The organism is Actinomyces lilanjuaniae (genome assembly GCF_003606385.1).
GTDB lineage: Bacteria > Actinomycetota > Actinomycetes > Actinomycetales > Actinomycetaceae > Actinomyces > Actinomyces lilanjuaniae.
Genome location: NZ_CP032514.1, coordinates 1,637,052 through 1,663,003 on the forward strand (window position 1 = coordinate 1,637,052; position 25,952 = coordinate 1,663,003).

At 68.8% G+C, this 25,952-nt stretch carries 19 protein-coding genes and 1 tRNA gene; 4 read left to right on the forward strand and 16 right to left on the reverse strand.

The window, feature by feature from the left end:
- Positions 1-132: 132 nt before the first annotated feature.
- The 5 genes from arcD to polA form a co-directional block, all read right to left on the reverse strand.
- Positions 133-1,590, reverse strand: coding sequence for an arginine-ornithine antiporter (gene arcD, locus D5R93_RS06985; RefSeq protein ID WP_119835109.1), 1,458 nt, complete (start codon positions 1,588-1,590; stop codon positions 133-135).
- Between the two features lie 211 nt (positions 1,591-1,801).
- Positions 1,802-3,898, reverse strand: a complete 2,097-nt coding sequence (uvrB, locus tag D5R93_RS06990) for an excinuclease ABC subunit UvrB (protein ID WP_120204510.1) — start codon at positions 3,896-3,898, stop codon at positions 1,802-1,804.
- A 34-nt stretch (positions 3,899-3,932) separates the two neighbouring features.
- A complete protein-coding gene (coaE, locus tag D5R93_RS06995) occupies positions 3,933-4,559 on the reverse strand; it encodes a dephospho-CoA kinase (protein ID WP_120204513.1) in 627 nt (208 codons plus the stop codon).
- 158 nt (positions 4,560-4,717) lie between these two features.
- Positions 4,718-6,169: a 30S ribosomal protein S1 gene (gene rpsA, locus D5R93_RS07000; protein ID WP_119835112.1), complete on the reverse strand. Its 1,452-nt coding sequence runs from the start codon at positions 6,167-6,169 to the stop codon at positions 4,718-4,720.
- 328 nt (positions 6,170-6,497) lie between these two features.
- Positions 6,498-9,422: a DNA polymerase I gene (gene polA / locus D5R93_RS07005; protein ID WP_120204515.1), complete on the reverse strand. Its 2,925-nt coding sequence runs from the start codon at positions 9,420-9,422 to the stop codon at positions 6,498-6,500.
- 17 nt (positions 9,423-9,439) lie between these two features.
- Between polA and D5R93_RS07010 the strand changes: the two genes are divergently transcribed.
- Entirely contained in the window at positions 9,440-10,057 is a 618-nt protein-coding gene (locus tag D5R93_RS07010) for a PaaI family thioesterase (RefSeq protein WP_119835114.1), read from the forward strand.
- Positions 10,058-10,073: 16 nt separating this feature from the next.
- Here the strand turns inward: D5R93_RS07010 and D5R93_RS07015 are convergent, their stop codons facing one another.
- Complete coding sequence (locus tag D5R93_RS07015) at positions 10,074-10,691, reverse strand: ANTAR domain-containing response regulator (protein WP_119835115.1); 618 nt, start codon at positions 10,689-10,691, stop codon at positions 10,074-10,076.
- 54 nt (positions 10,692-10,745) lie between these two features.
- On the opposite strand from D5R93_RS07015, the gene D5R93_RS07020 reads away from it, so the two are divergent.
- Positions 10,746-10,819, forward strand: a tRNA-Leu gene (locus D5R93_RS07020).
- An 88-nt stretch (positions 10,820-10,907) separates the two neighbouring features.
- On the opposite strand, the gene D5R93_RS07025 is transcribed toward D5R93_RS07020, so the two are convergent.
- Positions 10,908-12,215: a hypothetical protein gene (locus D5R93_RS07025; protein ID WP_120204517.1), complete on the reverse strand. Its 1,308-nt coding sequence runs from the start codon at positions 12,213-12,215 to the stop codon at positions 10,908-10,910.
- 282 nt (positions 12,216-12,497) lie between these two features.
- Between D5R93_RS07025 and D5R93_RS07030 the strand changes: the two genes are divergently transcribed.
- Together D5R93_RS07030 and D5R93_RS13230 are read left to right on the forward strand one after the other, a co-directional pair.
- Complete coding sequence (locus tag D5R93_RS07030) at positions 12,498-14,207, forward strand: amidohydrolase (RefSeq protein WP_120204519.1); 1,710 nt, start codon at positions 12,498-12,500, stop codon at positions 14,205-14,207.
- A gap of 30 nt (positions 14,208-14,237) precedes the next feature.
- Positions 14,238-14,393 (forward strand): hypothetical protein, encoded by a 156-nt coding sequence (locus tag D5R93_RS13230; protein ID WP_162933867.1) that lies wholly within the window; start codon positions 14,238-14,240, stop codon positions 14,391-14,393.
- 282 nt (positions 14,394-14,675) lie between these two features.
- On the opposite strand, the gene pyk is transcribed toward D5R93_RS13230, so the two are convergent.
- The 9 genes from pyk to D5R93_RS07085 all read right to left on the reverse strand — a co-directional run bounded on the left by pyk (position 14,676) and on the right by D5R93_RS07085 (position 25,939).
- A complete protein-coding gene (gene pyk, locus D5R93_RS07040) occupies positions 14,676-16,106 on the reverse strand; it encodes a pyruvate kinase (RefSeq protein ID WP_119835118.1) in 1,431 nt (476 codons plus the stop codon).
- 39 nt (positions 16,107-16,145) lie between these two features.
- A complete protein-coding gene (lgt, locus tag D5R93_RS07045; RefSeq protein WP_396027214.1) occupies positions 16,146-17,111 on the reverse strand; it encodes a prolipoprotein diacylglyceryl transferase in 966 nt (321 codons plus the stop codon).
- A gap of 9 nt (positions 17,112-17,120) precedes the next feature.
- Positions 17,121-17,948 carry an indole-3-glycerol phosphate synthase TrpC gene (locus D5R93_RS07050; RefSeq protein WP_119835119.1) on the reverse strand — a complete coding sequence of 276 codons (828 nt, stop codon included), beginning with the start codon at positions 17,946-17,948 and terminating at the stop codon, positions 17,121-17,123.
- Positions 17,949-18,246: 298 nt separating this feature from the next.
- Positions 18,247-18,669, reverse strand: coding sequence for a phosphoribosyl-AMP cyclohydrolase (hisI, locus tag D5R93_RS07055; protein WP_120204523.1), 423 nt, complete (start codon positions 18,667-18,669; stop codon positions 18,247-18,249).
- 17 nt (positions 18,670-18,686) lie between these two features.
- On the reverse strand, positions 18,687-19,244 hold the full coding sequence (locus D5R93_RS14040) for a DUF2752 domain-containing protein (RefSeq protein WP_243106649.1): 558 nt from the start codon (positions 19,242-19,244) through the stop codon (positions 18,687-18,689).
- Positions 19,245-19,921: 677 nt separating this feature from the next.
- Entirely contained in the window at positions 19,922-20,692 is a 771-nt protein-coding gene (hisF, locus tag D5R93_RS07070) for an imidazole glycerol phosphate synthase subunit HisF (protein WP_119835122.1), read from the reverse strand.
- 27 nt (positions 20,693-20,719) lie between these two features.
- Positions 20,720-22,435 carry a hypothetical protein gene (locus tag D5R93_RS13530; RefSeq protein WP_205570015.1) on the reverse strand — a complete coding sequence of 572 codons (1,716 nt, stop codon included), beginning with the start codon at positions 22,433-22,435 and terminating at the stop codon, positions 20,720-20,722.
- A gap of 22 nt (positions 22,436-22,457) precedes the next feature.
- Positions 22,458-24,083 carry a Pup--protein ligase gene (gene pafA, locus D5R93_RS07080; RefSeq protein WP_162933868.1) on the reverse strand — a complete coding sequence of 542 codons (1,626 nt, stop codon included), beginning with the start codon at positions 24,081-24,083 and terminating at the stop codon, positions 22,458-22,460.
- Positions 24,080-25,939 carry a proteasome accessory factor PafA2 family protein gene (locus D5R93_RS07085; RefSeq protein WP_205570126.1) on the reverse strand — a complete coding sequence of 620 codons (1,860 nt, stop codon included), beginning with the start codon at positions 25,937-25,939 and terminating at the stop codon, positions 24,080-24,082. Before D5R93_RS07085 ends, pafA begins: the two co-directional genes overlap by 4 nt.
- Positions 25,940-25,952: the final 13 nt, after the last annotated feature.

The window sequence follows — 25,952 nt, forward strand, 5'->3', positions numbered from 1 at the left end:
TCTGTCTGTGGCGTCTTCGTGCACTCCCGGGACCGTGACTCGGCAACCGTGGCTCAGCGGCCCCCGCACCTGCGCGTCCTCTCCCGGTACCCCGGCACCAGGGTCGGCTCCCCCGCACAACTCACAGGCACCTCACAAGGACAGGGTCCCGCGAGCCAGGCCGTAGACCGCGTAGGCCGACGCCGCCACCAGGACGGCCACCAGGACCTGTTCCGCCCGGGTCAGGACAGGTGCCCCGCGCTCACGACGCGCCACGACGAAGAAGGGCAGGCCGACAACGTAGAAGATCGCGGTGTACAACAGGTAGACCGGGCCGGCGGCGTAGAGGAGCCACACCCCGTACAGGGTTCCGCCCAGCCCGACGAGCAGGTCCCTCCAGGCCCCGTTCCCGGCCCGCCTCGCCCGCAACGCCACCATGACCTGGTACAAGGCGGAGAGCAGGTAGGGCAGCAGGATGAGCGAGGAGGCCAGAAGAATAAGGGTGGTGTAGGTGGAGGCGTTGAAGTAGGTCCACACCAGGAAGAGCTGGACCAGCCCCATGGTCAGCCACAGGGCTGCAGCAGGCACGCCCTTGCTGCTCTCCCGGCCGAAGATCCTGGGCATGAGGCCCTCCTGGGCCGGGACTCGGACGATCTCGGCGCACATGAGGAACCAGGACAGCAGCGCCCCGACCAGGGAGACGACCAGGCCCAGGGCGATGAGCCGTGCGCCCCAGGGACCGACAGCCGCCTCCAGCACCCCGGCCAGGGAGGGATCGCCCAGGGCGGCCAGCTCAGTACGTGGCATGATCCCGTAGGACAGGATGTTGATGGCCAGCAGAAGCGCCAGCACGGAGACGAAGCCGAGGATGGTAGCCCGCCCCACGTCGGTGCGGGAGCGGGCGCGCTCAGAAAAGACAGAGGCCCCCTCCACGCCGATGAACACCCACACGGTGACCAGCATCATGCCCCGGACCTGGCTCAGCACTGAGCCCAGAGAGGGGTCGGCGGCACCCCAGAAGTCCTGGGTGAAGACGTCAAGCCGGAAGGCAAACACACCGATGACGACAAAGACGACCAGGGGCAAGACCTTGCCGACCGTCACGACCGCGTTCACGATCGATGCCTCACGTATTCCCCGCAGAATGAGCACGTGGAACAACCACATAACGACAGAGGCAATAATAATGGCCTGCGCCGTGTTTCCGTCCCCGAAACCTGGAAAAAAGACACCGAGGGACGCCATGAGCAGGACCAGATAGCCGACGTTTCCGATCCACGCCGAGACCCAGTACCCCCACGCCGAGGAGAACCCCACCAGGTTGCCGAATCCGGCCCTGGCGTACCCGTAGATCCCGGCGTCAATGTCCGGCCTGCTCAGCGCCAGGCGCTGGAAGACGAAGGCCAGCATGAGCATGCCGACCCCGGTGACGACCCAGCCCATGACAAGGGGTCCCGGGGCGGCCGCACTGGCCATCTGCTGGGGCAGGCCAAAGATCCCGCCCCCGATCATCGACCCGACGACCAGCGCCGTCAGCGCCGTCAAAGGAACCTTCTGGGCGGGGGAACGGCTCTCCGCGGCAGAAGACTCCTGCGTACTGTGTGGGCTCATGCGCGCTTCCGCTCCTCTACCAGTCTCGACCTCGACCCGGCAACCGTGTGGCAGAAATCATTGTAGGGAGAGAACCACGGAAAAGCAACGCAACACAATCATGAATATAGAACCACGACAACGAATACTATGATGAATAGTTCCGGGATACTACATTTATTTCTAGTGCTGCCGGACCGCGCCGCAATCGCCCGACGCCTTCTGGTACGCGCTACTGCGCCGCGCGCATGGATCGCAGCTCCTTCTTGAGGTCTTGCACCTCGTCGCGCAACCGTGCCGCCAGCTCAAAGTGGAGGTCCTGGGCAGCAGCGTGCATCTGCTCGGTCAGCTCAGCGATCAGGGCCTCCAGGTCCTGCTGGGCGCTGCCAGCCAGCCGCTCGCGCACAGTCGCCTCCGCCGCCTTCTTACGACGGGTACGCACCTGAGCCTCCTCGTGACCGCGGTACCCCCCGGCGAGGAGCTCGGCGGTGTCGACGTCCTCACGCGCCAGCATGTCGGTCACGTCGGCAATCCGCTTGCGCAGGGGCTGGGGGTCAATCCCGTGCTCGGTGTTGTAGGCCAGCTGCTTGGCCCGCCGCCTCTCCGTCTCCTCGATAGCCTCAGCCATAGAGGGGGTGATGTGGTCGGCGTACATGTGGACCTCACCGGAGACGTTGCGGGCAGCGCGCCCGATAGTCTGGATGAGGGAGCGGGTCGAGCGCAGGAATCCTTCCTTGTCAGCGTCCAGGATGGAGACCAGGGAGACCTCCGGCAGGTCCAGACCCTCACGCAGCAGGTTGATGCCTACTAGGACGTCAAAACTGCCCAGCCGCAGCTCGCGCAGCAGCTCGACACGGCGCAGGGTGTCCACGTCAGAGTGGAGGTACTCCACCCGCACACCCCGCTCCGCCAGGTAGGTGGTCAGGTCTTCTGCCATCCGCTTGGTCAGGGTGGTGACCAGGACCCGCTGGTCCTGCTCGGTACGCTGACGCACCTGCTCCAGCAGGTCGTCGATCTGGCCCTGGGTGGGCCTGACCACCACCTTGGGGTCCACCAGGCCAGTCGGTCGGATGATCTGCTCGACGACACCGTCGGACAGGTCCATCTCATAGTCTCCAGGAGTTGCCGACAGGTAGACGGTCTGACCGATGCGCTCACTGAACTCGTCAAAGGTGAGAGGCCTGTTGTCCAGTGCGGAGGGTAGGCGGAAGCCGTGGTCAACCAGCGTGCGCTTGCGGGAGGCATCGCCCTCGAACATGCCGCCGATCTGGGGGACGGTCACGTGGGACTCGTCGATGACGAGCAGGAAGTCCTCAGGAAAGTAGTCCAGCAGCGTGTTGGGCGGGGTACCCACCTCGCGCCCGTCGATGTGCAGGGAGTAGTTCTCCACCCCCGAGCAGGTCCCGATCTGCTGAAGCATCTCCAGGTCGTAGGTAGTGCGCATCCGCAGGCGCTGGGCCTCCAGGAGGCGCCCGTCACGCTCCAGCTCGGCCAGACGCTGGGCCAGCTCGGCCTCAATACCCTGGATCGCCTGCTCCATGCGCTCCGGCCCGGCGACGTAGTGAGAGGCGGGGAAGACGAAGACCTGGTCGGCGGTGTCGATGACATCACCGGTGACCGGGTGCAGGGTGGCCAGGGCCTCGATCTCGTCACCAAAGAGCTCGATACGGATAGCCAGTTCCTCGTACATGGGGATGATCTCCACCGTGTCGCCCCGGACCCTGAAGGTGCCACGGGTGAAGTCCGTGTCGTTGCGGGTGTACTGCATGGACACGAAGCGGCGCAGCAGGTCGTCACGGTCCACCCGGTCCCCCACGGCCAGGGGGGTCATGCGGTCCACGTACTCCTGGGGCGTACCCAGGCCGTAGATGCACGACACCGAGGAGACCACGACGACATCACGGCGGGTGAGCAGGGAGTTGGTGGCGGAGTGGCGCAGGCGCTCCACCTCGTCGTTGATGGAGGAGTCCTTTTCGATGAAGGTGTCCGTCTGGGGGACATAGGCTTCCGGCTGGTAGTAGTCGTAGTAGGAGACGAAGTACTCCACCGCGTTGCCCGGCAGCAGCTCACGGAACTCTGCGGCCATCTGGGCGGCCAGGGTCTTGTTGGGCTCCAGCACGAGCGTGGGGCGCTGGACCTTCTCCACCAGCCAGGCCGCCGTCGCGGACTTGCCAGTACCGGTGGCCCCCAGCAGCACGATGTCCTTCTCGCCGGCCTCCAGGCGCCGAGCCAGCTCAGCGATGGCGGTGGGCTGGTCGCCGCTGGGTGTGTAGGGGCTGACGACCTCGAAGGGCTTGACGGCACGGTGCAGGTCAGTGACAGGACGCATGCTCCCAAGGCTACGCGAGTGCCGCGACAGCAGGTCAGGGGGCCAGCTGCTCCTCCCACAGGGAGTCAACCTCAACGACCAGGTCCTCCAGCGTGGCGGAGTTGAGCAGGACCACGTCGGCCACGGCCCGCCGCTCAGCATCGGTCGCCTGGGAAGCGATGCGGGCCATCGCCTGCTCGGCCCCCAGTCCACGCTCGGCCAGCCGCTCCAGGCGCGTGTCCAGGTCAGCCTCCACCACGACGACGAGGTCAAACATGTCCTGCATCTGACCCTCGACAAGCAGGGGCACATCATAGACGGCCACCTGTCCCGCAGGTACCCCCTCCAGACGTGCCCAGGCCTCGGCAGCGATGAGCGGCAGCAGGATCTCCTCCAGCCTCGCACGTCGCAGCTCGTCAGCAAAGACCACCTCACCCAGCGCCGAACGGTCTAGCGTCCCGTCCGCGGTCAGTACATCTGGGCCGAACTCCGCAACCACCTCCTCCAGGCCGTGTGTTCCCGGCTCCACTACGTCACGGGCGATGTCATCGGCCCTGACCACTGTGGCACCGTGCCCGGCCAGGAGATCGGCCACCGTGGACTTACCGGTGCCGATCCCCCCGGTCAGGCCGACACGCAGCGCTCTTCCCGGCGGGTGAGGAGGACGGGTACCACGAGCCATAGACCCATGATGCCCTCCACCAGGCTCCCGGTCAGCTACGGACCAAGATAAGCCGCAACCAGGCAGTACGAAACGTGTGGGTCCCACCTGGTCGGGTGGGACCCACACGCCTTTCACCAGCGGCCGAGAACGTCGGTGAGAACCTCGCAGCGCTAGTGTCAGTTACCGGTCAGCTTCTCCCTCAGGGCAGCAAGGGCCTCGTCAGAGGCGAGAGTGCCCGAGGCCTCGGACGGTGTCGAAGAATAGGAGGTGCTGGCGGCCGCTGCGGTCGCGGCCGAGTCCTGCTCCTCCTCCATCGCCCTGGCAACCTGTGCCTTGTGAGCCTCCCAGCGAGCCAGGGCAGCGGCGTACTCCGCCTCCCAGGCCTCGCGCTGGGCCTCGTAGCCCTCAAGCCACTCGTTGGTCTCCGGGTCAAAGCCCTCTGGGTACTTGTAGTTGCCGTCCTCGTCGTACTCGGCCGCCATGCCGTACAGGGACGGGTCGAAGTCCTCCGAGACAGGGTCCACGCCCTCGTTCGCCTGCTTGAGCGACAGCGAGATGCGGCGACGCTCCAGGTCGATGTCGATGACCTTGACGAAGACCTCGTCACCGACCTTGGCGACCTGCTCCGGCACCTCAACGTGGCGCTGTGCCAGCTCAGAGATGTGGACCAGGCCCTCGATACCGTCCTCGACACGGACGAAGGCGCCAAAGGGAACCAGCTTGGTGACCTTCCCGGGCACGACCTGGCCGATAGCGTGGGTACGGGCGAAGGCCTGCCACGGGTCCTCCTGGGTGGCCTTGAGGGACAAGGAGACGCGCTCCCGGTCGAAGTCCACGTCCAGAACCTCCACGGTGACCTCGGTGCCCACCTCGACGACCTCGGAGGGGTGGTCGATGTGCTTCCAGGACAGCTCGGAGACGTGGACCAGGCCGTCCACGCCCCCCAGGTCCACGAAGGCGCCGAAGTTGACGATGGAGGACACCACGCCGGAGCGGACCTGGCCCTTCTGAAGGGTCTGGAGGAAGTTGGTGCGGACCTCCGACTGGGTCTGCTCCAGCCAGGCTCGGCGGGAGAGGACCACGTTGTTGCGGTTCTTGTCCAACTCGATGATCTTGGCCTCGAGCGAACGACCCACGTAGGGCTGGAGGTCACGGACGCGCCGCATCTCGACCAGGGAGGCAGGCAGGAATCCGCGCAGGCCGATGTCCAGGATCAGGCCGCCCTTGACGACCTCGATCACGGTACCGGTGACAACGCCGTCCTCCTCCTTGATGCGCTCGATCGTACCCCAGGCGCGCTCGTACTGAGCCCGCTTCTTGCTCAGGAGCAGACGCCCTTCCTTGTCCTCCTTCTGCAGGACCAGAGCCTCGATCTGGTCGCCGACGGCGACGATCTCGTCAGGATCGACGTCATGCTTGATGGACAGCTCGCGGGCCAGGATGACGCCCTCGGTCTTGTAGCCGATGTCGAGGAGGACCTCGTCGCGGTCGACCTTGACGACAGTGCCCTCGACGATGTCACCGTCGTCGAAGTACTTGATGGTCTCGTCGACGGCGGCGAGGATCTCCTCGGTCGCACCGATGTCGTTGACTGCGACCGGGGTGGGGCTGGGCGGAGTGGTGGTCATTGAGTGGTTGCTCCGAATACGGATAGGTGGTTCGGGTTGACAGGGACCGTGCGTCCCCCGCGCCCTGCGCCGGCCCGGACCGGCTCACGACGCGGCTGGGACCGGAGTAAAGAAGATGCCCAGGAACGCACGAAAGTACCCTATCAGCACGTGACGGAGCCGTGACTGGACTGTTCCCGTCTACGCTCCTCCGAACACGTGCAATCGCTCACATTCACGTCTACTGGCCTGCTCGGCCAGGAACAGCGCGAGGAAGACAGCAGAAGCGACACGGAGACGTAGCTGGCAGCCCGCCAGTCACGCCAGTATGTATCGGTAGAAGCACGTGTCAGTGGCTGGCAGCCCGCCAGCTGAGCCCGCTGCCGGTGGCGACGTCCAGCGGTACCGACAACTCGGCGGCCTGGCTCATCCGCTCCTGGAGCAGCTCCTTGACGGTGTCAGCCTCCCCGGCAGCCACCTCCACCACCAGCTCGTCGTGGATCTGGAGCAGCAGGCGGCTTGCGAGCCCCCCCTCAGCCAGCGCCTGGTCCACGTCGATCATGGCCTTCTTGACGATGTCGGCCGCGCTGCCCTGGATCGGGGCGTTGAGGGCCGCCCGCTCCGCCATCTCACGGCGCTGACGGCTGTCGCTGGTGAGGTCGGGCAGATAGCGGCGGCGGCCGAACATGGTCTGCGTGTAGCCGTCCCTGCGGGCCTGCTCGACCACGGACTCCAGGTAGTCGCGCACCTGTCCGAAGCGGGCGAAGTAGGCGTCCCTCAGGGCAGCGGCCTCGGCGTTGCCGATCCCGAGCTGACGGGCCAGGCCGAAGGTAGACAGCCCATAGGCCAGCCCGTAGCTCATGGCCTTGATATGGCTGCGCTGCTGGGAGGAGACCTCGGCGACCGTGGTGCCGTGCACCAGGGCAGCCACGTAGCGGTGCAGGTCCTCGCCGCTGCGGAAGGCCTCGATCAGCGCCTCGTCCCCCGACAGGTGCGCCATGATCCGCATCTCGATCTGGGAGTAGTCCGCGGTCATCAGGCACTCGTAGCCCTCCCCCACGGTGAAGGCCTCCCGGATACTCAGCCCCTCCTCGGTGCGCGCCGGGATGTTCTGCAGGTTCGGGTCCTTCGACGACAGGCGTCCGGTGGCGGCGATCGTCTGCTGGAAGGTGGTATGGATACGACCGTCAGGCTGGACCGCCTTGCGCAGACCCTCCACGGTCTGACGGAGCTTGATGGCGTCACGGTGCTCCAGGAGGTGCTCCAGGAAGGGGTGCCCCGTCCGGGCGTACAGGGCGGCCAGGGCCTCGGCATCTGTGGTGTAGCCGGTCTTGGTCCGCCTCGTACGGGGCATGTTGAGCTCGTCGAACAGCACCGTCTGGAGCTGCTTGGGACTGGAGAGGTTGAGCTCGTGGCCAGCCGCGGCGAAGGCGGCCTCGGCAGCATGGGTGACCCGGGCCTCCAGCTCGATCTCCCGGCGGGCCAAGACGGCGTCGTCCACGGCGATGCCGGTGTGCTCCATCATCGTAAGAGTTGCAGCCACAGGCATCTCCAGCCCGGTAAAGAGACCCGTGCTCTCACGCTGGGCCATCTGGGCCTCCAGGACCTCCTGGAGGCGTGGCAGGAGCCCCGCCCGGCGGGCGCTGGCCAGAGCCTCCTCAGGGAGGTGGCCGTCATCAAAGGGGCTGTCCAGGCAGCCTAGGTCCAGGGCGGTCTGGTCAGGCTGCTGCGAGCGCCCCGAGCCCGCAGGCTGGGGCAGGGGATCCGGGGAGTCCAGGGAGGAGTCCAGGTCGATGCCCAGCCAGCGCTGGGCCAGGTCCTTGACCGCGTAGGAGCGCTGCTCAGGACGGCACAGGTAGGCCGCCAGGGACGGGTCGGCCACCACACCGTCCAGACGCAGTCCGCGGGCCTCCAGCGCGTGCCAGGACCCCTTAGCGTCAGCCACGACCTTGGGTCGTGACGAATCGGCGAGCAGCCGGGCCAGGGCAGCCTCATCCTCCGGCGTGACCAGGGACGGGTCCACCACCACGGCCCTGCGGCCGTCGCTGAACGACAGCAGGGTGGTCTCCCCCAGCGTCGGCTGCAGACTGCCCACGACGTCCAGTCCCACGACCCCCGAGCCCCCCACGAGACCATCCCGGGGCTGCTCGTCACTGTCGCTACTGCCGTCACTGCTATCACTATCATCAGCACCCGCACCCAGGTGCTGACGCAGCCACTGCCCCAGCGACCCCGCAGGCAGGTCGTGGCCCAGGACCGAGACCTCCAGCGCCCTGAGCGCCTCCAACGGGTCCTGCCTCCCGGTTCCCGGGCCGACACCCTCAGCACCGTCAGCACGGTCGTGGTCGTCGTCAGCCAGCGGAAGCGTACGCAGGGCGCGCTGGTGCAGCGTGCGGAACTCGAGCGCCTCGAAGACCCGAGCGAGGTCACCACGACGACTGCCGGACAGGCGAAGGTCCCTGCTCGGGCTCACGCCCAGGTCAAGGTCGGTCAGCAGCCGGTTGAGGCGGCGGTTGCGCAGCACGTCGTCCAGGTGGTCGCGCAGCGACTGCCCCGCCTTGCCCCTGATCTGGTCGGCGCTGGCGATGACACCGTCGAGGCCGTCGTATGCGGTCAGCCACTTGGCGGCGGTCTTGGGCCCCACGCCGGGAACCCCCGGCAGGTTGTCGCTGGGCTCACCCACCAGGGCCGCCAGGTGCGGGTAGCGCTGGGGCGGTACACCGTAGCGGGCCTCGACCTCCTCAGGCGTCATCCGGCGCAGCGTGGAGACCCCCTTGACCGGGTAGAGCACGGTGCAGTGCTGCGTCACCGTCTGGAAGGAGTCCCGGTCGCCCGAGCAGATGAGGACCTCCATACCCTCCCGCTGGGCGGCGGTCGCCAGGGTGGCCAGGATGTCGTCGGCCTCGTAACCCGGCGCGGTCAAGGTGGGCACCCTCATGGCGCCCAGCAGCTCCTGGATCAGCTCGACCTGACCGGTCAGGGCCTGCGGGGTCTCCTCCCGGGTCCCCTTGTAGTCAGCGTACTCGCGGGTGCGGAAGGTTCCCCCGGGCAGGTCAAAGGCGACGGCGACATGGGAGGGCCTCTCGCTGTCAAGCAGAGACAGGAACATTGAGGTGAAGCCGTGGACGGCGTTGGTGACCTGGCCCGTCGAGGTAGTAAACCCGTCAGCCGGAAGGGCGTAAAAGGCCCGGAAGGCCATGGAGTGGCCGTCAACGAGCAGGAGGCGGCCGACATGGTCAGGACTATGGTCAGGACTGGTGGCGGTGGTGCTCACCGTGCCAGCCTAGGCCTATGACTGAGCATCATGACGACACCCCGGCCCGCGGCACGCCCCCGCGAGGCACCCAGGGCACCGCTGCGGCAGCCTCACCCGCCGTCGTCGGCCCCAGCGGACCGGTAGGCCAGGACACCGGGGCCTGCCTGGCCGAGGTGAGCGCGGCACCGGTCGCCTTCCCGACAGCCTCTCCCCGCCCCTACCCGGACCCGCGCCCGGCGGGCTCGGCAGTCTCCGCAGCCAGTGCCCAGCAGCCGCTCCCGGAGGAGTCGCAGGACGGGACGCTCATGGACACCCTGGCCATGGAGGTCCTGGTCCGCGGTGCCGAGCACACGGTGGTCCGCATGCCCGTGGACGGGGCGCGCCAGGTAGCCGGGTTCCTCCACGGAGGTGCCAGTGCCGCCCTGGTTGAGACCGCCGCCTCCGTGGCTGCGCGGGCGGGGGCGCCCCAGGGCAGGCTCCCGGTGGGAGCCGAACTGACGGTTAGCCATCTGCGCCCAGTCAAGGAGGGGTGGGTCACGGCACAGGCGGTCCCTGTCCACCGAGGGCGGCACACCGTGGTCTACGAGGTGAGCATCAGCGACGACCAGGGGCGGCAGGTGGCGCGCGGCAGCCTGCGCAGCCTGTTCACCTGAGCAGGAGCCGGGCGGATCAGGACTCCTTGGCTGAACCCACCTGCTCCACGACGGCGTCGGCCACCTCACGCATGGTGAGACGACGGTTCATCGAGGTCTTCTGCAGCCAACGGAACGCCTCCGGCTCGCTCAGGCCCATACGCTCCATGAGGAGGCCCTTGGCACGATCCACGCGCTTGCGCGTCTCGAAGCGCTCGGTGAGGTCGCTGATCTCGTTCTCCAGCGACACGATCTCCTCGTGGCGAGAGAAGGCCACCTCGATGGCTGGGACGAGGTCGGCCGGGGTAAAAGGCTTGACCACGTATGCCATGGCGCCTGCGGCACCAGCGCGCTCGACCAGGTCGGTCTGGGAGAAGGCGGTCAGCATGACAACGGCGCAGGAGTGCTTGTCAAGAATGCGCTCAGCAGCGGTGATGCCGTCCATGACGGGCATCTTGACGTCCATGACGCACAGGTCCGGCCTGTTCTCCTCCGCCAGGCGGACAGCCTCCTCCCCGTCAGAGGCCTCCGCCACGACCTCATAGCCTGCGTCAGTGAGCGTCTCGACAATGTCAAGGCGGATAATGGCCTCGTCCTCGGCGACGAGGACCCGGCGGGACCTGGAGAGTTCTGTGGGTTCTGGCTCGTTGCTCACAGCCGCAATCCTAGTATGATCCTGCTGATCACCTCGCAGCTGAGCGGACGGCGCGCCTCCGTAGCCCAATTGGCAGAGGCATCCGACTCAAAATCGGAGCAGTGTGGGTTCGAGTCCCACCGGAGGCACTGGGCACCGGCCACAGGGCGGTGACCTTTTTCGTTGGAACTACGCGCTCGCCCCTGGCAGACACAGGTGACTGCCCGTCCCAGGCGGTCAGCCCCACCCCAGCCCTCCAGGCTGGGACATGAGGTACTCCAGGCGCCTGGCGGTGGCAACCCGCCGAAACTGGGTCTCCTCCCTGGGGTCGATGTCGTAGCCGTCGTCCTCAACGGTGACCCCGCGGGAAGTGCCCCATACCCAGATGGTCTCTGCCGCCTGCAGCGCCGCCCGTAGCACCGCCCGCTCGTCCTTGGCACGCCACCTCAGGCCAGGGACACGCAACCCGCCGCCGTCCGCACCAATGACGTGAACGGTCGCCACCGTCCGCGCCTGCGCCCTTAGCGCCGTGACAAAGATGGAGGAACGATACCTCGGCCACTCCAGCCGCTTGGACCACAAGCCGTTGAAGTAGGTGAGGCCCTCACGAGAGGCCACCAGACGGGCGCGCGCCCTGCTCCAGGCCCCCACCAGGAGCCCAAGGGCAGCAAGCAGGCAGGCGGCCCCGAAGGCCTGCGTCAGCGCGCCGTGTCCCATGAAGATCCTGCCGCGGCCAAAGGACTGTTCGTAGGGGTGAGTGACCAGGTAGGCTCCGTAGCCCCCGAACAGGAGGCTGAGAAGGAGGCGCCCTGTGACATCCGCGCACTCCCTGGGCCATGCCCTGAAGACCAACGAGTCCTGTCTCAGCAGGTCGTAGTCGACAGGCACGGAGTCGCTCTGGCGGCCCTCCCGGTCGGGCTCGCCCTGAAGCTGTAAGACGGTCTCTCGGGCGTACCCGCGCGCCAGCGCCCACGCCCAGAGGTCGTCAACCTCAGCCTCACCCCGCACCAGGGCCTCCTGCACGCTGTCAGCACTCACCCGCGGGGCCACCAGCCGGATACTCCCCCTCCTACCGGGCACCTCCATGGTGGCCACCCACGAGCTGCGTCCGCTGCGCGACACGTTGACCGTGAAAGCGGCTCGCGAGTCAGGCCAGGCGGTATCAGCGTGGCTGAAGAAGGTGGAGGAGTGGATCCCGTCAGCGTCGAAGACGGTGCGTCGCCCCCAGGGCACCACGCCGAGGGCCAGGAAAGGAAGGCCTAGAGAGACGAGGATGGCCCCTCCGACCAGGTCTCGGTAGGTGATCAAGGTAAAACCACGACCCTCAAGCGCCACCCCCACGAGGAGGAGCAGGCTGGCGCCAAGGAGGGAGAGCGGGCTGGAGCGACGCACCAGGGAGGCGGGCAGGTCGGCAGACGCGCCACCCGGGACAGGCGGGACCACGCCGACGTCGGTCGGCCCAGCCGGGTCGCCACCGCCGAAGACCCTCAGATGGCCGGCAGGCTGGTCTGAGCCGTAGGGGGTGTCGTAGGAGGGTGCGGACACGTCGGCTCCTTCAGCAGGCACTTGCGTCACTAGTACTATCAGTGCAGCCTCGCTCCCGCAGCCGTTCCGGTCCACACAGCGAGCACCCTGCAGGCTCGGCAACCTCCATAGCCACTACCTCGGTGCGGGCCAGTCGGTCGGGGCGAGGAGGCCACCGCCCGGTTGTTGCGGTGCCCGCCCAGCAAAACAGGTCACGGCAGTGCACCAGGGCAGTGAAGGCGCCCAACTGTGCTACCCACCGGTCCGCTACGGCCCTTCGTGGCAGGCGAGTTACAGTGATGCATGCCCGACCTGCTGATCCGCAATGCGCGCATCGTCGCCTTCCGCTCCCGTCCCGTGCTCGCCGCCCTGCGTGCACGGGCTCCGCGCCCCTTCCACTCCCCGGCTGCGGAACCCCGACCCGGCCCTCCGCAGCCCCCAGGCGCCACTGGTGCGGCCAGCGCACAGACCCGCCCGGACAAGGGCACACCGGTCACCGACATCCGTGTCACTGCGGGGCGCGTCACCCAGGTAGGCCCCGGCCTGCCCTATCACGGCGAGCAGGTCCTGGACGTGCAGGGGGCATACGTCATCCCGGGACTGTGGGACGCCCACGTCCACCTGGACCTGGAGGCGGCCAGGAGAGCACGCATCGACACCTCCGCCACCACCTGCGCCCAGGACGCGCTCGCCCTGGTGGCCCAGGCGCTTCGGAAGCACCCCCGTGAGCACCCGCCTGCCAGCGTGCAGGGCTTCGGCCACCGACTCTCCCTGTGGCCTCGGGTACCTACCGTCGCCGAGCTCGACGCCGTGTGCGGCGACGTCCCAGTCGTTCTGGTCTCCGGCGACGCCCACTCCGGGTGGCTGAGCTCGGCGGCCCTGCGCCACCTCGGACTGCCCGGAGCCACCACCAGCGACCCGGGCTCCCCGCTGACTGAGGACGCCTGGTTCTCCGTCATGGACCGCCTGGACCTCATCCCCGCAACCCGACAGCTGCGCGAGTCCGGATACCGTCAGGTGCTGGACAACCTGCTGCGCCAGGGCGTCACCGGGGTGGTGGACATGAGCTGGGCACCCAGTCCGCAGGACTGGCCGCTGCGCCTGGCTGCCATGGCTGAGGTCGGCGCCACCACGACGCTTGGGGACGGGACGTCTGCGCTTGTACCGCGTATCCGCACCGCCGTCTACCGCGACAGGCTGGACCAGTGGATCGCCGCAGGCCTGCGTACCGGGCAGGGGCTGGAGGGCTCTCCCGTGGGTGAGGACGGAGCGCCGCTACTTACCCAGGGACCGCTCAAGGTCATCGCCGACGGCTCGATGGGCACCGCCAGCGCCCACGTGCACGACCCCTACCCCGAGTCCCTGGGGCTGAGCCACACCCACGGCGTGGTCAACATTGACCGCGAGGAGCTGAGCGCCCTGATGACCCGTGCCGCACGGGCAGGGTTCGACATGGCGGTGCACGCCATCGGGGACGCCGCCGTGGACGAGGTCGCCGCCGCCTTTGCCGCCTCCGGTGCACGGGGTCGGCTGGAACACGCCCAGCTGCTGCCGCGCGACGCTGCCCAGGCTGGGACCGGGGCACTGGCCAGCCTGGTCGCGTGCGGGGTCGAGCTCTCCGTTCAGCCCGCTCACCTCCTGGACGACTGGCAGGCCGTGGAACGGGTCTGGCCCGGACGCAGGCAGCGAGTCTACGCCTTTGCCGACATGGTGGGGGCTGGCGCCCTGCTCCACCTGGGCTCGGACGCCCCAGTGGCCCCGCTGGACCCGTGGCTGGCCATGTCGGTCGCGGTCGGTAGAAGCACCCCAGACCACCAGGTGTGGTCGCCCGACCAGCGGCTTACCACCGAGGAGGCCCTGGCGGCCTCCGTGGACGGGCAGGGGCCGGTGCGCCCTGGCTCCCGCGCGGACCTGGTCGTCCTGGAGAAGGATCCGCTGAGGCTGGGTGCCGACGCGCTGGCCGCCGTGCGACCGCTGTCCACCGTGGTCGCGGGCCGGGTGCTGGCCCTGTAGGAGTGGTCCCTGGCAGTATCCAGCAGGACCGTGGCCCACTCCGACGTCATCCCCGATGTCGAGCAGATCACCAGCATCAATCCCGACGTGGTCATCCGGTGGGCTGACCAGGGTGACGCCGCCACCTACATCGAGCCTATCGAGGCCGCGGGGTACCCCGTCATCGGCCTGACGCACGGAACCTAGGAGATGCTGGAGGAGTGGATAGTGGATCCAGATGTTTGCCACCCTGCTGAGGCAGGAGGAGCGTGGCGAGCAGACTCTGGATCGGATGTACCAGACGATCTCGTCCCTGGAGGTCTTTGCCACCGAGCAGGACGCTCCCCACGGTGCTCGTCCTGCGCTCGGCGGGAGACGAGGGCTACAACGCGGGCATGGGCTCAACCAAGGGTTACATGAACACCTGGATGACACTGTGCGGCGCAACCAACATCGGGGCCGACTCCGGTACCAGGCCTCCTGCCACCGTCAGACCGTGTAGTCCGCCTTCTCTCCCACCGTGTGGACGCGGATGGAGTTGGTGGAGCCAGGCGTGCCCGGAGGCATGCCAGCCACGATGACGACGACGTCGCCCGGGTTGGCCAGGTGCTTCTCCTGAAGGATCTCGTCTACCTGGGCGACCATCTCGTCAGTGTGGCGCACCTCAGGGACACGGTAGGTGGTCACGCCCCACGTGACCGACAGCTGGTTGCGGGTGGAGTCCAGGGGGGTAAAGGCCAGCAACGGGATCGGGGAGCGCAGCCGGGACAGGCGCCGTGCCGTGTCACCGGAGTGGGTGAAGGTCACCATGCAGGACACGTCGAGCTGCTCGCTCATCTCGGCGGCGGCACGGGTGAGAGCACCGCCACGTGTCTGCGGGTAGGAGCCGAGCTCAGCGATACGCTCCCCGCCGTTCTCCTCGACGTTCTCGATGATGCTGGCCATCGTGCGCACCGCCTCAATGGGGTAGGCGCCCACAGAGGTCTCTCCGGAGAGCATGACCGCATCGGCACCGTCGAGGATCGCGTTGGCGCAGTCAGAGGCCTCGGCCCGGGTGGGACGCGGGTTCTGGATCATGGACTCCAGCACCTGCGTCGCTACGATCACCGGCTTGGCCTGGCGCCTCGCGAGCTCGATGGCGCGCTTCTGGACCAACGGCACCGCCTCCAGGGGCATCTCCACACCCAGGTCGCCGCGGGCCACCATGATGCCGTCAAAAGCGGAGACGATCTCGAAGAGGTTCTCCACCGCCTGAGGCTTCTCGATCTTGGCGATGACGGGGATGCGCACGCCAACCTCGTCCATGATCTCGTGGACGTCCTCGATGTCGGCCGCGTTGCGCACGAAGGACAGGGCGATGAGATCGGCACCGATCCCCAGCGCCCAGCGCAGGTCGTCGCGGTCCTTCTCGCTCAGTGCGGGCACGGATACCGCCACGCCAGGCAGGTTAATGCCCTTGTTGTTGGACACGTAGCCGGGGACCTCGACCTTGGTGACCACGTCGGTGTCCGTCACGGACACGACGCGCACGGCGACGTTCCCGTCGTCTATGAGGAGTCGGTCGCCGGGGCGGCAGTCCCCGGGCAGACCCTTGAAGGTGGTGGAGCACCGCTTGACCGTACCGAGTACCTCCTCGGTGGTGATGGTGAACTCGTCCCCCTTGTTGAGCATGACCTTCTGGTCGTTGACGAACTTGCCCAGACGAATCTTGGGCCCCTGGAGGTCCACCAGGATCGCCACGGCCCGCCCCGAGGCCCGCGCGGCGTCACGCACACGGTCAATGACCTCCTCCTGGTCCTCCGCCCGACCGTGGGAGCGGTTGATACGTGCCACGTTCATGCCGGCGTCCACGAGCGCCTGCACCTGTTCGGGAGAGTCCGTGGCGGGGCCGAGGGTACATACGGTCTTGGCTCTGCGCATGGGCCAATCCTACCGGGACGCCACCGGGACGGCACCGTCTTAGGACGCGCTGCTGACGTCGCTGTCCCCTGGTGCCGGTTCTCCCTCACCCGCGGCCCGCCCGGAGTCCTCCCGGGGCACGGCCTGAGGCACGGCGTAGACCGCGTCACTCGGCGTCCTGCGCGAGGTCAGGACGAGTCCCGCTGCGCCCAGGACGAAGACCACCAGGCAGGTCCACACGTTGAGCCGCAGGCCCAGGACCGTCTGGGCCTCGTCGATACGCAGCATCTCGATCCACACCCGGCCCGAGGTGTAGACCATGAGGTAGGCCCACATGAGCCGCCCCCCAGCAGCAGTCCCACGAGCCGCCAGCCGGTGGCCCAGCCACACCAGGAGCACCGCCCCGGCAAGGTTCCACAGGGCCTCGTAGAGGAAGGTCGGGTGAAAAAGGGTACCGGAGGGGTAGCCGGGGGGAAGGTGGGCGTCGTCGATCTCCAGGCCCCACGGCAGGGTGGTGGGAGAGCCGAAGAGCTCCTGGTTGAACCAGTTGCCCAGCCGTCCGACAGCCTGGGCCACCAGCAGGGCCGGGGCGAGCGCGTCAGCGAAGGGAGCCAGGCGCAGGCCCCGTCGGCGCACCATCCAGGCAGCCGCCGCCGCACCCGCCGCGACACCGCCCCAGATGCCCAGGCCACCCTGCCAGACCTGCGGGATGAGCCGGAGGTCCCCGCCAGGGCCAAAGTAGGCCTGCGGGGAGGACACAACGTGGTACAGGCGGGCGCCCAGCACGCCTGCCGGGACAGCGAGGACAGCGACGTCCAGCACGACCTCCCCGGGGCCGCCCCGTGCCCGGTAGCGCCGGTCCCCCCACCACACAGCGATGACGACGCCGACCAGGATGCACAGAGCGTAGGCGCGCAGGGGCAGCGGTCCCAGGTGCCACACGCTGGAAGAAGGGCTGGGGATGGAGGCCGGGGCCGCTACGACAGGGTCGCGGGGCACAGGGACGTGGGCCAGGCCGGGGATCAGAAGGTGCACTCAGGGAGCCTCTCGGTGGACGGCGTGAAGGAGGGAGGGATGAGCGCCAGCGGCCACCAGCTCGGCCACCAGCTGCTGAGGATCAGTCGCCTGCATGACCGCCTCGCCGAGCACAACCACGTCCGCCCCGCTGCGAGCACAGTCCATGACGTCGTGGGGCGTACGCACGCCCCCGCAGGCGATCCGGATGACCTCGGGAGACAGGACCTCGGCGACCTGCTCGAAGCGGGTGCGGTCAGTAGCCAGGGTCTGCAGGTCGAGGGCGTCCACGGCGACCACCAGGCTCCCCAGCTCCATGGCGGTCAGTGCCTCGCGCCGGGTACGGACCTTGATGACGGCGGTCATCCCCAGCGAATGGGTACGCTCCACCAGGGCCTCCAGGACCAGGGGGCTGAGACGGGCGTCAAGCGCCACCAGGTCCGCCCCGTGGGCACGGGCCTCGTGTACCTGGTAGGGAGTGACGATGATGTCGTTGACCAGGACAGGCAGATCGACTGCGGCACGGACGTCGTCAAGGTCGCGCAGGGACCCGTAGGAGGCGGTGGGCCCGGTGACCACGCAGATGCAGGCGGCGCCACCAGCGGCATAGAACCGGGCCAGGACACCCGGGTCCCCGGTACCGGAGAGGTCGGCAAAGGTGGCCGTGGAGCGCCTGACCTCGGCAATGACCGTCACGGCGCGGCCAGCCACCCGCATCGCGGTGCGGGCGTCAATCGCCCCGGGAACGGTGCGGGAGAGCTCCTTGACGGCCTCCAGCGGGACCTGGCGCTCCCGCTCCTCCACGGCCCGGCGCGCCTCGACCGCACGCTGCTCGAAGTGACCGAACACTGCCTCCGTACACCTCCTTTACAGCACTCACGATCCAGGGCAGGACCTCACAGGACTCCTAGGTCGCCTGCATCATCGTCCCCGGGAGCGCGCCCGAGAGCAAATCCTCATCGAATCTTCCCAGGGCCTGGACACCGCTGGCCGGTGGGAGGCGGCGTCGGCACGAGTACCAGGGGCAGCATCCGGGTAGCAGCAGACACCTGGGGCTGCGTCCTGCTGAGGTGTGGACACGTCAGGACCTGCTGCCTGTCACGACGCCGCCACGACCATGTCGCAGGGTCGTCGTGGGGCCAGCACCTCAGCCCTGGTCAGCCCCAGACCGGCCCTCCCCCGGCGATCCGGGCTCCTCATGGACGCCAGGGTGCAGGGCGGCGCCGACGACCGCACCCAGGTCGCCGCCAGCCATGAAGCAGCTACGACGCCCGGTGTGGCAGGCGGCGCCCACCTGGTCCACCGTGACCAGCAGCGCGTCCCCGTCGCAGTCCAGGGCCACCGACCTCACGTACTGGACGTGGCCGGAGGTGTCCCCCTTGCGCCAGTACTCCTGGCGGGATCGTGACCAGAAGGTGACGCGCCCCTGCCTCAGGGTGCGGTCCAGGGCCTCGTCGTCCATCCAGCCGACCATGAGAACCTCCCCGGTGTCGTGCTGCTGGACTACGGCGCACACGAGCCCGGCAGGGTCTCGCCTGAGCCGGGAGGCAATGTCAGGACGCAGAGTCACTGTCGTATCCTCTCACCTCAGCCCAGCACCCCCGGCCCCAGGCTCGGTCCCAGGTAGGCCCACAGCCCGGGCAGGTTACGCACCACCGCGAACAGGACCGCAGCGAGGCTGTAGGCCAGCATCTCGCCCGAGGAGGCCAGGAGGCGGCTCCTGCCCGAGCACCTGGCCACGAGCCAACGCACGAGGGCCAGGACGACGAGGACCTCGGTGGCCACGGCGAAGGGGTTGTAGGACAGGGCTCCGGAGAGGTCTGCGGACAGCAGCTCGCGCGTGGCCCGGGTCCCCCCGCACAGGGGGCACCACAGGCCGGTGGTGCGGTGGAGCATACACAGGTCCGGCCCGTCCATCTCCTCGGCAGGCCTGCCCAACGAGGTCATGAGGACAATGACGGAGGGCAGCGCGGGCACTGCCGCCAGCACGCCCAGGACAACCAGACCGGGTCCGCGCCACGGCCCGGCCCCACGAGCCGGGGCAGCGGCGCCGGAGGCGGCCGTCTCAGCCAGAGCGGACCGCCCCCAGGCGTCTGGAGCGCCGCTACGGGCGCGGCGGCGCACAAGGACCGGCAGAGGACTCACGTCACTGCAGGCTGTCGAGCATCTCCGCATACCCTCCTGACAGGACGTAAATAGTGCTGCCGATAAGGTAGATCACCGAGATGACGAGGCCGGCGATGGACATCCCCTGTTAGTCGCCCGGCCCTGGTTGGCCGCAACGATACCGAGGATACCAAAGACGATAGACACTATGGCCGTGATCCCGCAGCAGAACGAGGCGAGCCCCAGGCCGAGCGACCAGCCCCCATCCAGTTGCTCTCCGTCGGGTTCGGCCGCGCCCCGTACGCTCCGTAGCCTGCTGGGTACGCCCCGGGCTGCTGGCCGGGGTAGCCGCCGGGCTGGGCAGGGTAGCCCCCCGGCTGCTGACCAGCAGGGTAGCCGCCGGGCTGGTTCGGGTCATAGGTGCTCACGATGACAGACTCCTCAGGTCACTCGTCACTGCTGCCGGATAGAGCCACCAGGCACTCCCAGCCAGCGCCCGCCACGTGGCAGGGCGGTGCGAGGCTACACGACCCGTAACTGCCTCGCAGCGCTTCGGTAACCGAAGCTCAGTTTGAGCTGCTTCCTCGGACCACCTCGTCAGGCTAGTTTCCTCGGGCACTTCATCAGGCCTCACCCGGCTCTGTCAGGCCTCTTCGTCGCAGCGCTCTCCTCGGATCGTCCCACCGCCCCGCAGCCGACTGTGCGACTGTGCCCCGTCAGCGCACCGGGTGCCCTGCCTCGCGCAGCGCCTCCTTGGCCTGAGCCACAGTCATGGCCCCGTAATGGAAGACAGAAGCGGCCAGGACGGCATCCGCGCCGTGGTCGGCCGCCTCGGCGAAGTCCTCGGGCTTGCCCGCGCCTCCCGAGGCGATCAGCGGAACCGTGATCTCACGGCGCACGGCGTCGATCATCTCCGTGTCGAATCCGTCAGCGACACCATCAGCATCCATCGAGTTCAGGAGGACCTCCCCCACACCTAGCCCGACTGCGCGCACCGCCCAGGCCACGGCGTCGATACCGGTGGAGCGGGTCCCTCCGTGAGTGGTCACCTCGTAGCCGGAGTCGGTAGACGCGCCCTGCGGGCAGCGGCGCGCGTCGAGAGAGAGCACCAGGACCTGGCTGCCGAAGCGCTGAGCCACCTCGGCCAGCAGCTCGCTGCGCGCCACGGCCGCCGTACTGACGCTGATCTTGTCCGCTCCTGCCCGCAGCAGCCGGTCCACGTCCTCGACACTACGCACCCCGCCCCCGACGGTGAGCGGGACAAACACCTGCTCAGCCGTGCGCGAGACTACCTCCACCATCGTGGCTCGCCCCTCCGCAGAGGCCGAGACGTCCAGGAAGGTGATCTCGTCAGCGCCCTGGAGGTCGTAGCGCGAGGCCAGCTCCACGGGGTCACCCGCATCGCGCAGGCCCTGGAAGTTGACCCCCTTGACCACGCGTCCGTCCTTGACGTCGAGACAGGGAATGACTCGAACGGCAACACACATGGCTCTCTCCTCCGTAGCCCGTCCCGCCTAGCCCTGTCGGGCCGAGGCGGAGGACGGGGAACCTGCTGTGGCAGCTGGTGCTGCGCCTGACGCCGCCGTCGGTGCGGCGGCTGGTGTGGCGGCCGGTGACGGCGTTGGCACGGCACTGGCTCCCGCCCCGCCAGGGGCCTCCTGGCCGGAGGCTGCGCTGTCCTTGATCGCCAGGACGTCAATAACGGCGACGACGGCGTCCTCCCCCCGGGCCAGCTCGGGGGGCAGTGCCATGACCACGCGCGAGCCGACCGTGACGTCGGCCAGCAGCTGGGAGATCCCCGCCATGGTGTCCGTCATATCGATCACGCGGGGGAGGACGGCGTCACCGTAGGTCGACTCCGTGACGTCCTTACCGGTGGACCAGCTCACGATGGAGTACCTGGCCACGACGCGGTCCGTCGGCCCCACCTGCCGTCCCCCGCCCCGGACCAGGGTGGAGGCTGCCGCGCTCGTAGGGGCGGGGAGGTCATCGACCGAGACGGACACGGTACCGTTGTCCTCCACCGTGACAGCGGGCATGTTATCGGCTGCCGTCTGCTCCTCCCCCGTGGCAGTGGTGGGCAGGATGTCCACGACGGTGATCTCCGTGGTCCTGGTGCCGTCCTCCTCCTGCGCGGGCGCGCGCAGGACGACGCGCGAGCCCTCTGTCCTGCCGCGGAGGGCGGCGTCCATGTCCTGGCCCACCTCCTCGGTGAGCCTGCCCGTGTACAGGTAGGTCCCTGAGTCCGTCCCGGTGGTGTTGGAGCCGTCGATCCCGGAGAAGGTGGACACCGAGAGCATGACCGGCTCGTCCTCAGCGACAGCGCGGCCCGTCCCCTCCACCAGGACGTCAGTCACCAGGGAGGAGGGAGCGGCCAGGACCCCCTTGACCGACACCACCGGCACGGTCCCCTGCCTTCCCGCGATCTCCGCCACCGTGCTCAGCTCGGCGTCGCCAGGCAGGACCGTCTCCACGGCACCGGCGGAGCTGGAGGCCCCCTGCCCGCCCAGGCCCAGGTGGGTCACCGCCAGCGGGATCAGAACCATGGCGGCCACCACCAGACCTCCCAGGGCCAGGGCAGCCAGCCCCCGGGGACGCCGCCCCAGTGCCGCACCCAGCACCCGCTGGGGGCCGGTGGCCGGGGCAGGCTCGGCCGCTACCGCGTTCTCAGAGTTCTCAGAGTCCTCTAGGTCAGCAGCGCTTCCGGGCTCGGCGCCGCGATCGCGCACGCCCGGCTCCGCAGGGTGAACAGCGGCTGCCGGAGCCAGAGGAGCAGAGTCGGCGCCGGGAGGAGTGGCGGCCGCAGGGGCAGGTGTGGACAGCGCGACCGAGGTTCCTCCCCGTCGAGGTGTCCCCGCCCTCCGACGAGCGTCCAGGGAGCGCCTGGCCCCCTGAGCGGGGGAACCCCCCTGGCTGGGAGAAGCAGACCGCTCCGGAGGGGCCGATCGAGGAGCAGCAGGGACCGACCCGGTGACGACCTGGTCAAAGGAGGTGGTCTGAGCAGCCCACCGATCCGTGGAGGCCCGGGGCGGCGACACAGGCGCTGCGGGAGCCGTCACAGAAGCAGGTCGGTTGGGAGCTGAGTCAGCTCGGTCGGGGAGGGAGCCGGTCCCGGGTGCCTGCCCCGACTGCCGCGCACGCTCCGCCTCCTGGGCGCGCTCACGCTCACGACGCTGACGGCGGGTCAGCGTCGTGCCGCCCCCAGGGCGCGGCGTGCTCGGTGTGCTCATAGGTTCTCCTGGTTATGACGGCTCAGACTCCGGCGGAGAGCCTGCCGGAACGAGACTCCATCTCCGCCATAAGGGCATCCACCCGCTCGTCAGCCGAGGCAAAGGGATCACGTAACGAGATCACCGGCAGGCTACCGTCGTCAAGTCTGAGACTGACCCAGTCTACGGTGAGATCCTGTCGTGTGTCCTCAGCCAGCGCCACCGCCCGGCCCCTTAGGTGCGCCCGCGTAGTCGCCGGAGGCGTGTCCACTGCCGCCTGGCAGGCCTCCCGGTCCACGTAGCACCGGAGTGCCCCGGAGGCCTCCAGCCGGTCACGAAGCCCCGCGGTGGCAGAGACGTCGTGGTAGGCCAGGGCCAGGCGAGCCGCACGCGGGTCACTCAGGTCGGTGCCCAGGCGCTCGGTGAGACGCGTGAGCAGCCTGAGCTTGGCAGCCCAGTCCAGCTCATCAGCCACAAGGTCAGGGTCCCCGGCGGCGACAGCCTGCAGCCCCCGTTCCCACAGGTCCAGGGCGGCTGCCTGCAGTCCGGTGAGGTCACGGTGGTACTGCACGTGGGAGCGCACACGGCGAAGGTGCTCCTCCTGCACCTCGCGCGCCGTGATGGTGCCTCCCATGTCCCGCTCCAGCAGTGCTCCCCCAGTCAGGTCCCGGCAGGTGTCGCGCACGGCCCTCACCGGGTCTGCCAGGGCCAGGTCGGACAGGTCCCCCCCGGATTCCAGGTAGTCCAGAAGGAGGTCCACGGAGGCGACCTTGAGCAGCGTGGAGCCCTGCGCGATGTTGGAGTCCCCCACGATCACGTGCACGCGACGGTAGTCCTCGGCGCGCGCCAGGGGCTCGTCCCGGGTGTTCACCATGGGGCGGGCGCGGGTGGTGGCAGACGACACCGTCTCCCACACCTGGTCAGCCCGCTGGGAGAGGACGTAGCGTGCTGGGGCACCGCCAGCAGCAGGCAGGATGTGCCCGGAGCCCACCAGCAGCTGCCGGGTCACCAGGTGCGGGACCAGGGCGCGAACCTCGTCAAGAAAGCTGGACCGACGGTGCACCAGGTAGTTCTCGTGGCAGCCGAACCCGTTGCCCTGGGTGTCACTGTTGGTCTTCAGCAGGTGGACACGCCCGTCAACGCCGGCCCGGCTCAGGCGCGAGGTGGCCTGGTCCGCCAGGTCGGCCATGACCAGCTCGCCGGCACGGTCCTGGGCCAGCAGGTCCTCCAGCCGATCGCACTCCGCGGTGGCGTACTCGGGATGGGAGCCCACGTCAAGGTAGAGACGCCCCCCGGAGCGGGTAAACACGTTGGAGGAGCGCCCGCGCTGGACCACCGGCTCAAAGAGCTCGCGGGCAGCCTGGTCGGCGTCCAGGGGAGGCGGGCCCCCGCGGGTGGAGGCGCAGGTGACGCCGAACTCGGTCTCGATCCCGAAGACGCGACGGGCCGGGGGCGGGCGCCCCTCATCCCTACTGGCCCCTTTCTGCACAAAGCCCTGGACAAAGGCGGCCGCGTTGGTCTCGATGACGGAGTCGATCTCGTCCAGGATCTCATCGACACCGATGACCTGGGCCTGGGTACCGACGGTACGCGGACCTGCCTGCGCCTGCGGGTCCCCTAGGACCTCGGCTGTCCCGACCTGCTGGTGGACGGTGTGCGACGGTGTCATGTGCCTGTCTCCTCCCCGTGACGGATGCGGCCCCTGCCTGGAGGAGGCTCCTCCTCCAGGCAGCGGGCGCCTGCCTGCTCCCAGTCTCCCCCAGGAGCCACCTCCTCTCCAACGGCCTGGAGAATGGCAAGGGTCTCACCGTCGTCGGCGCGCACGCCGCCGGGAAGGTCCAGCCGAAGAAGGTCCTCGCGTCCCGGCAGGTCCAGGACCAGGCACGTCCAGGACGCTGCCACCACCTGCGGGTAGCGGGCGACAGCCAGCCCACGGGCCTGTGCCCTGGTCCCTCGGGGCGGAGCGTCCGCCGCCGCCGCCACCTCCTCGGCGGAGGCCAGCCTGTGCACGCGGCCGGCAGCGTCCAGCCGGTCCACCACGGAGCGGCCCTGGCGCAGGTCCGCCCACTGGATGTCCAGTGCAGCCAGCCGCGGGTCCTCCCAGCCGCAGCCGTGGCGCCGACGCAGCGCCTGACACAGCTCCAGCTTGGCGACCCACTCCACCAGGGACGCCGCACTACCGCTGCGGTCGCGTGCCCACCGGCGCAGGGCCGCCAGGACCTCCGCCCACATGTCGAGCGCCTCCACGGTCTGTCGGCCGACGGACCCGGCGTCACAGCCCCCGAGATCCTCAGTCAGGGCCTGCCTGACAGCATCCAGGTAGTTTCCCTGGATGTCCAGCGCGGTCATGAGTCCACCTCGCGTGCGCAGCCTGTGGGTCAGCGAGGTGTCGTGGGAGAAGGCCCAGTGCTCCTCCACAGGGTCTCCGACCAGCTGGAGGTCGGCCAGGCGGCCCAGGCCCTGGCCGAGCCGGGTCTGTCGCTCCAGCAGCCACAGCACCAGGCTGGTGGTCGCCACCTTGAGGTAGACGGGTACGTCAAAGCGGTTGGCGTCCCCGTTGATGACGTGCAGACGGCGGAAGCGCTGCGCGTCGGCGTGGGGCTCGTCGCGGGTGTTGACGATGGGGCGGCTGAAGGTAGTCTGCAGGCCGTGGACAGACTCCACGTAGTCGGCACGCTGGCTGACCTGGAACCCCGGCACCTCGCTGCGCTGGCCGATTCCCACGCGCCCGGCGCCTGCGTAGACAGGGCGGGTGACGAGAAAGGGGACGAGGGCTGCCGCCAGGTCTGCGAACGGAACCTCACGGGAGACCAGGTAGCTCTCATGCGAGCCGTAGGAGGCGCCTTTCCCGTCCACGTTGTTCTTGTACAGGACGACCTCCCCGCCTGCCTGCCTGGTCTTTGCCGACAGCACCGTAGCCTGCCCAGGTGCCCCGGAGGGTCCGGGCGGCTCCGGACCTGTCCGGACCAGCGTCTCCATGGCACGCTGGGCGACGACCTCCCCGGCACGATCCCATACCACAGCCTGGCGGGGGGTCAGGACCTCCGGGGAAGAGTACTCGGGGTGGGCGTGGTCGACGTAGAAGCGGGCGCCGTTGGACAGGACCAGGTTCGTCGCCGCTGGCAGCGTGGCCATCTGGGCGCTGGGCCGGGGTCGGCTGCTCCAGGTTCCACGCACAGGCTGCCCCTGGCCCTCCTCTCCCCTGGTCCGAGCACCTCCGGGCTCTCCTACAGGGGCCGGGCCACGCTCTCCCGACGGCGCGGGATGAGACGGGTCGTCAGTCAGCTGGCTGGGGTACGCCCAAGCCCGGTCCAGGCGCCCTCCCCGCAGGTCGGCCAGAGGGTCCTCCCCCTCGTAGTCCCAGCGCACAGGCGGGGCGGCGGCCCCGTCAGCACCGACCAGGCCGCGACGGGACGAGGCGGCGTAGGCCTGGACCACCCTAGTTGCCACCGCGACAGGGTGGGTCCGTGGAGCGCCGGGGCACAGAGCACCGTACTCCGTCTCCAGGCCGACCGGACGCTCCACCGGCTCCGGCGCC

What these genes read in the sequence shown, in the direction of transcription:
- hisF (WP_119835122.1), bottom strand. Translation starts at nt 20,692, where the DNA reads ATGTGTGTTGCCGTTCGAGTCATTCCCTGTCTCGACGTCAAGGACGGA.
- arcD (WP_119835109.1), bottom strand. Translation starts at nt 1,590, where the DNA reads ATGAGCCCACACAGTACGCAGGAGTCTTCTGCCGCGGAGAGCCGTTCC.
- uvrB (WP_120204510.1), bottom strand. Translation starts at nt 3,898, where the DNA reads ATGCGTCCTGTCACTGACCTGCACCGTGCCGTCAAGCCCTTCGAGGTC.
- pyk (WP_119835118.1), bottom strand. Translation starts at nt 16,106, where the DNA reads ATGCGCAGAGCCAAGACCGTATGTACCCTCGGCCCCGCCACGGACTCT.
- D5R93_RS13530 (WP_205570015.1), bottom strand. Translation starts at nt 22,435, where the DNA reads ATGAGCACACCGAGCACGCCGCGCCCTGGGGGCGGCACGACGCTGACC.
- D5R93_RS07030 (WP_120204519.1), top strand. Translation starts at nt 12,498, where the DNA reads ATGCCCGACCTGCTGATCCGCAATGCGCGCATCGTCGCCTTCCGCTCC.
- rpsA (WP_119835112.1), bottom strand. Translation starts at nt 6,169, where the DNA reads ATGACCACCACTCCGCCCAGCCCCACCCCGGTCGCAGTCAACGACATC.
- pafA (WP_162933868.1), bottom strand. Translation starts at nt 24,083, where the DNA reads ATGACACCGTCGCACACCGTCCACCAGCAGGTCGGGACAGCCGAGGTC.
- coaE (WP_120204513.1), bottom strand. Translation starts at nt 4,559, where the DNA reads ATGGCTCGTGGTACCCGTCCTCCTCACCCGCCGGGAAGAGCGCTGCGT.
- D5R93_RS07010 (WP_119835114.1), top strand. Translation starts at nt 9,440, where the DNA reads ATGACTGAGCATCATGACGACACCCCGGCCCGCGGCACGCCCCCGCGA.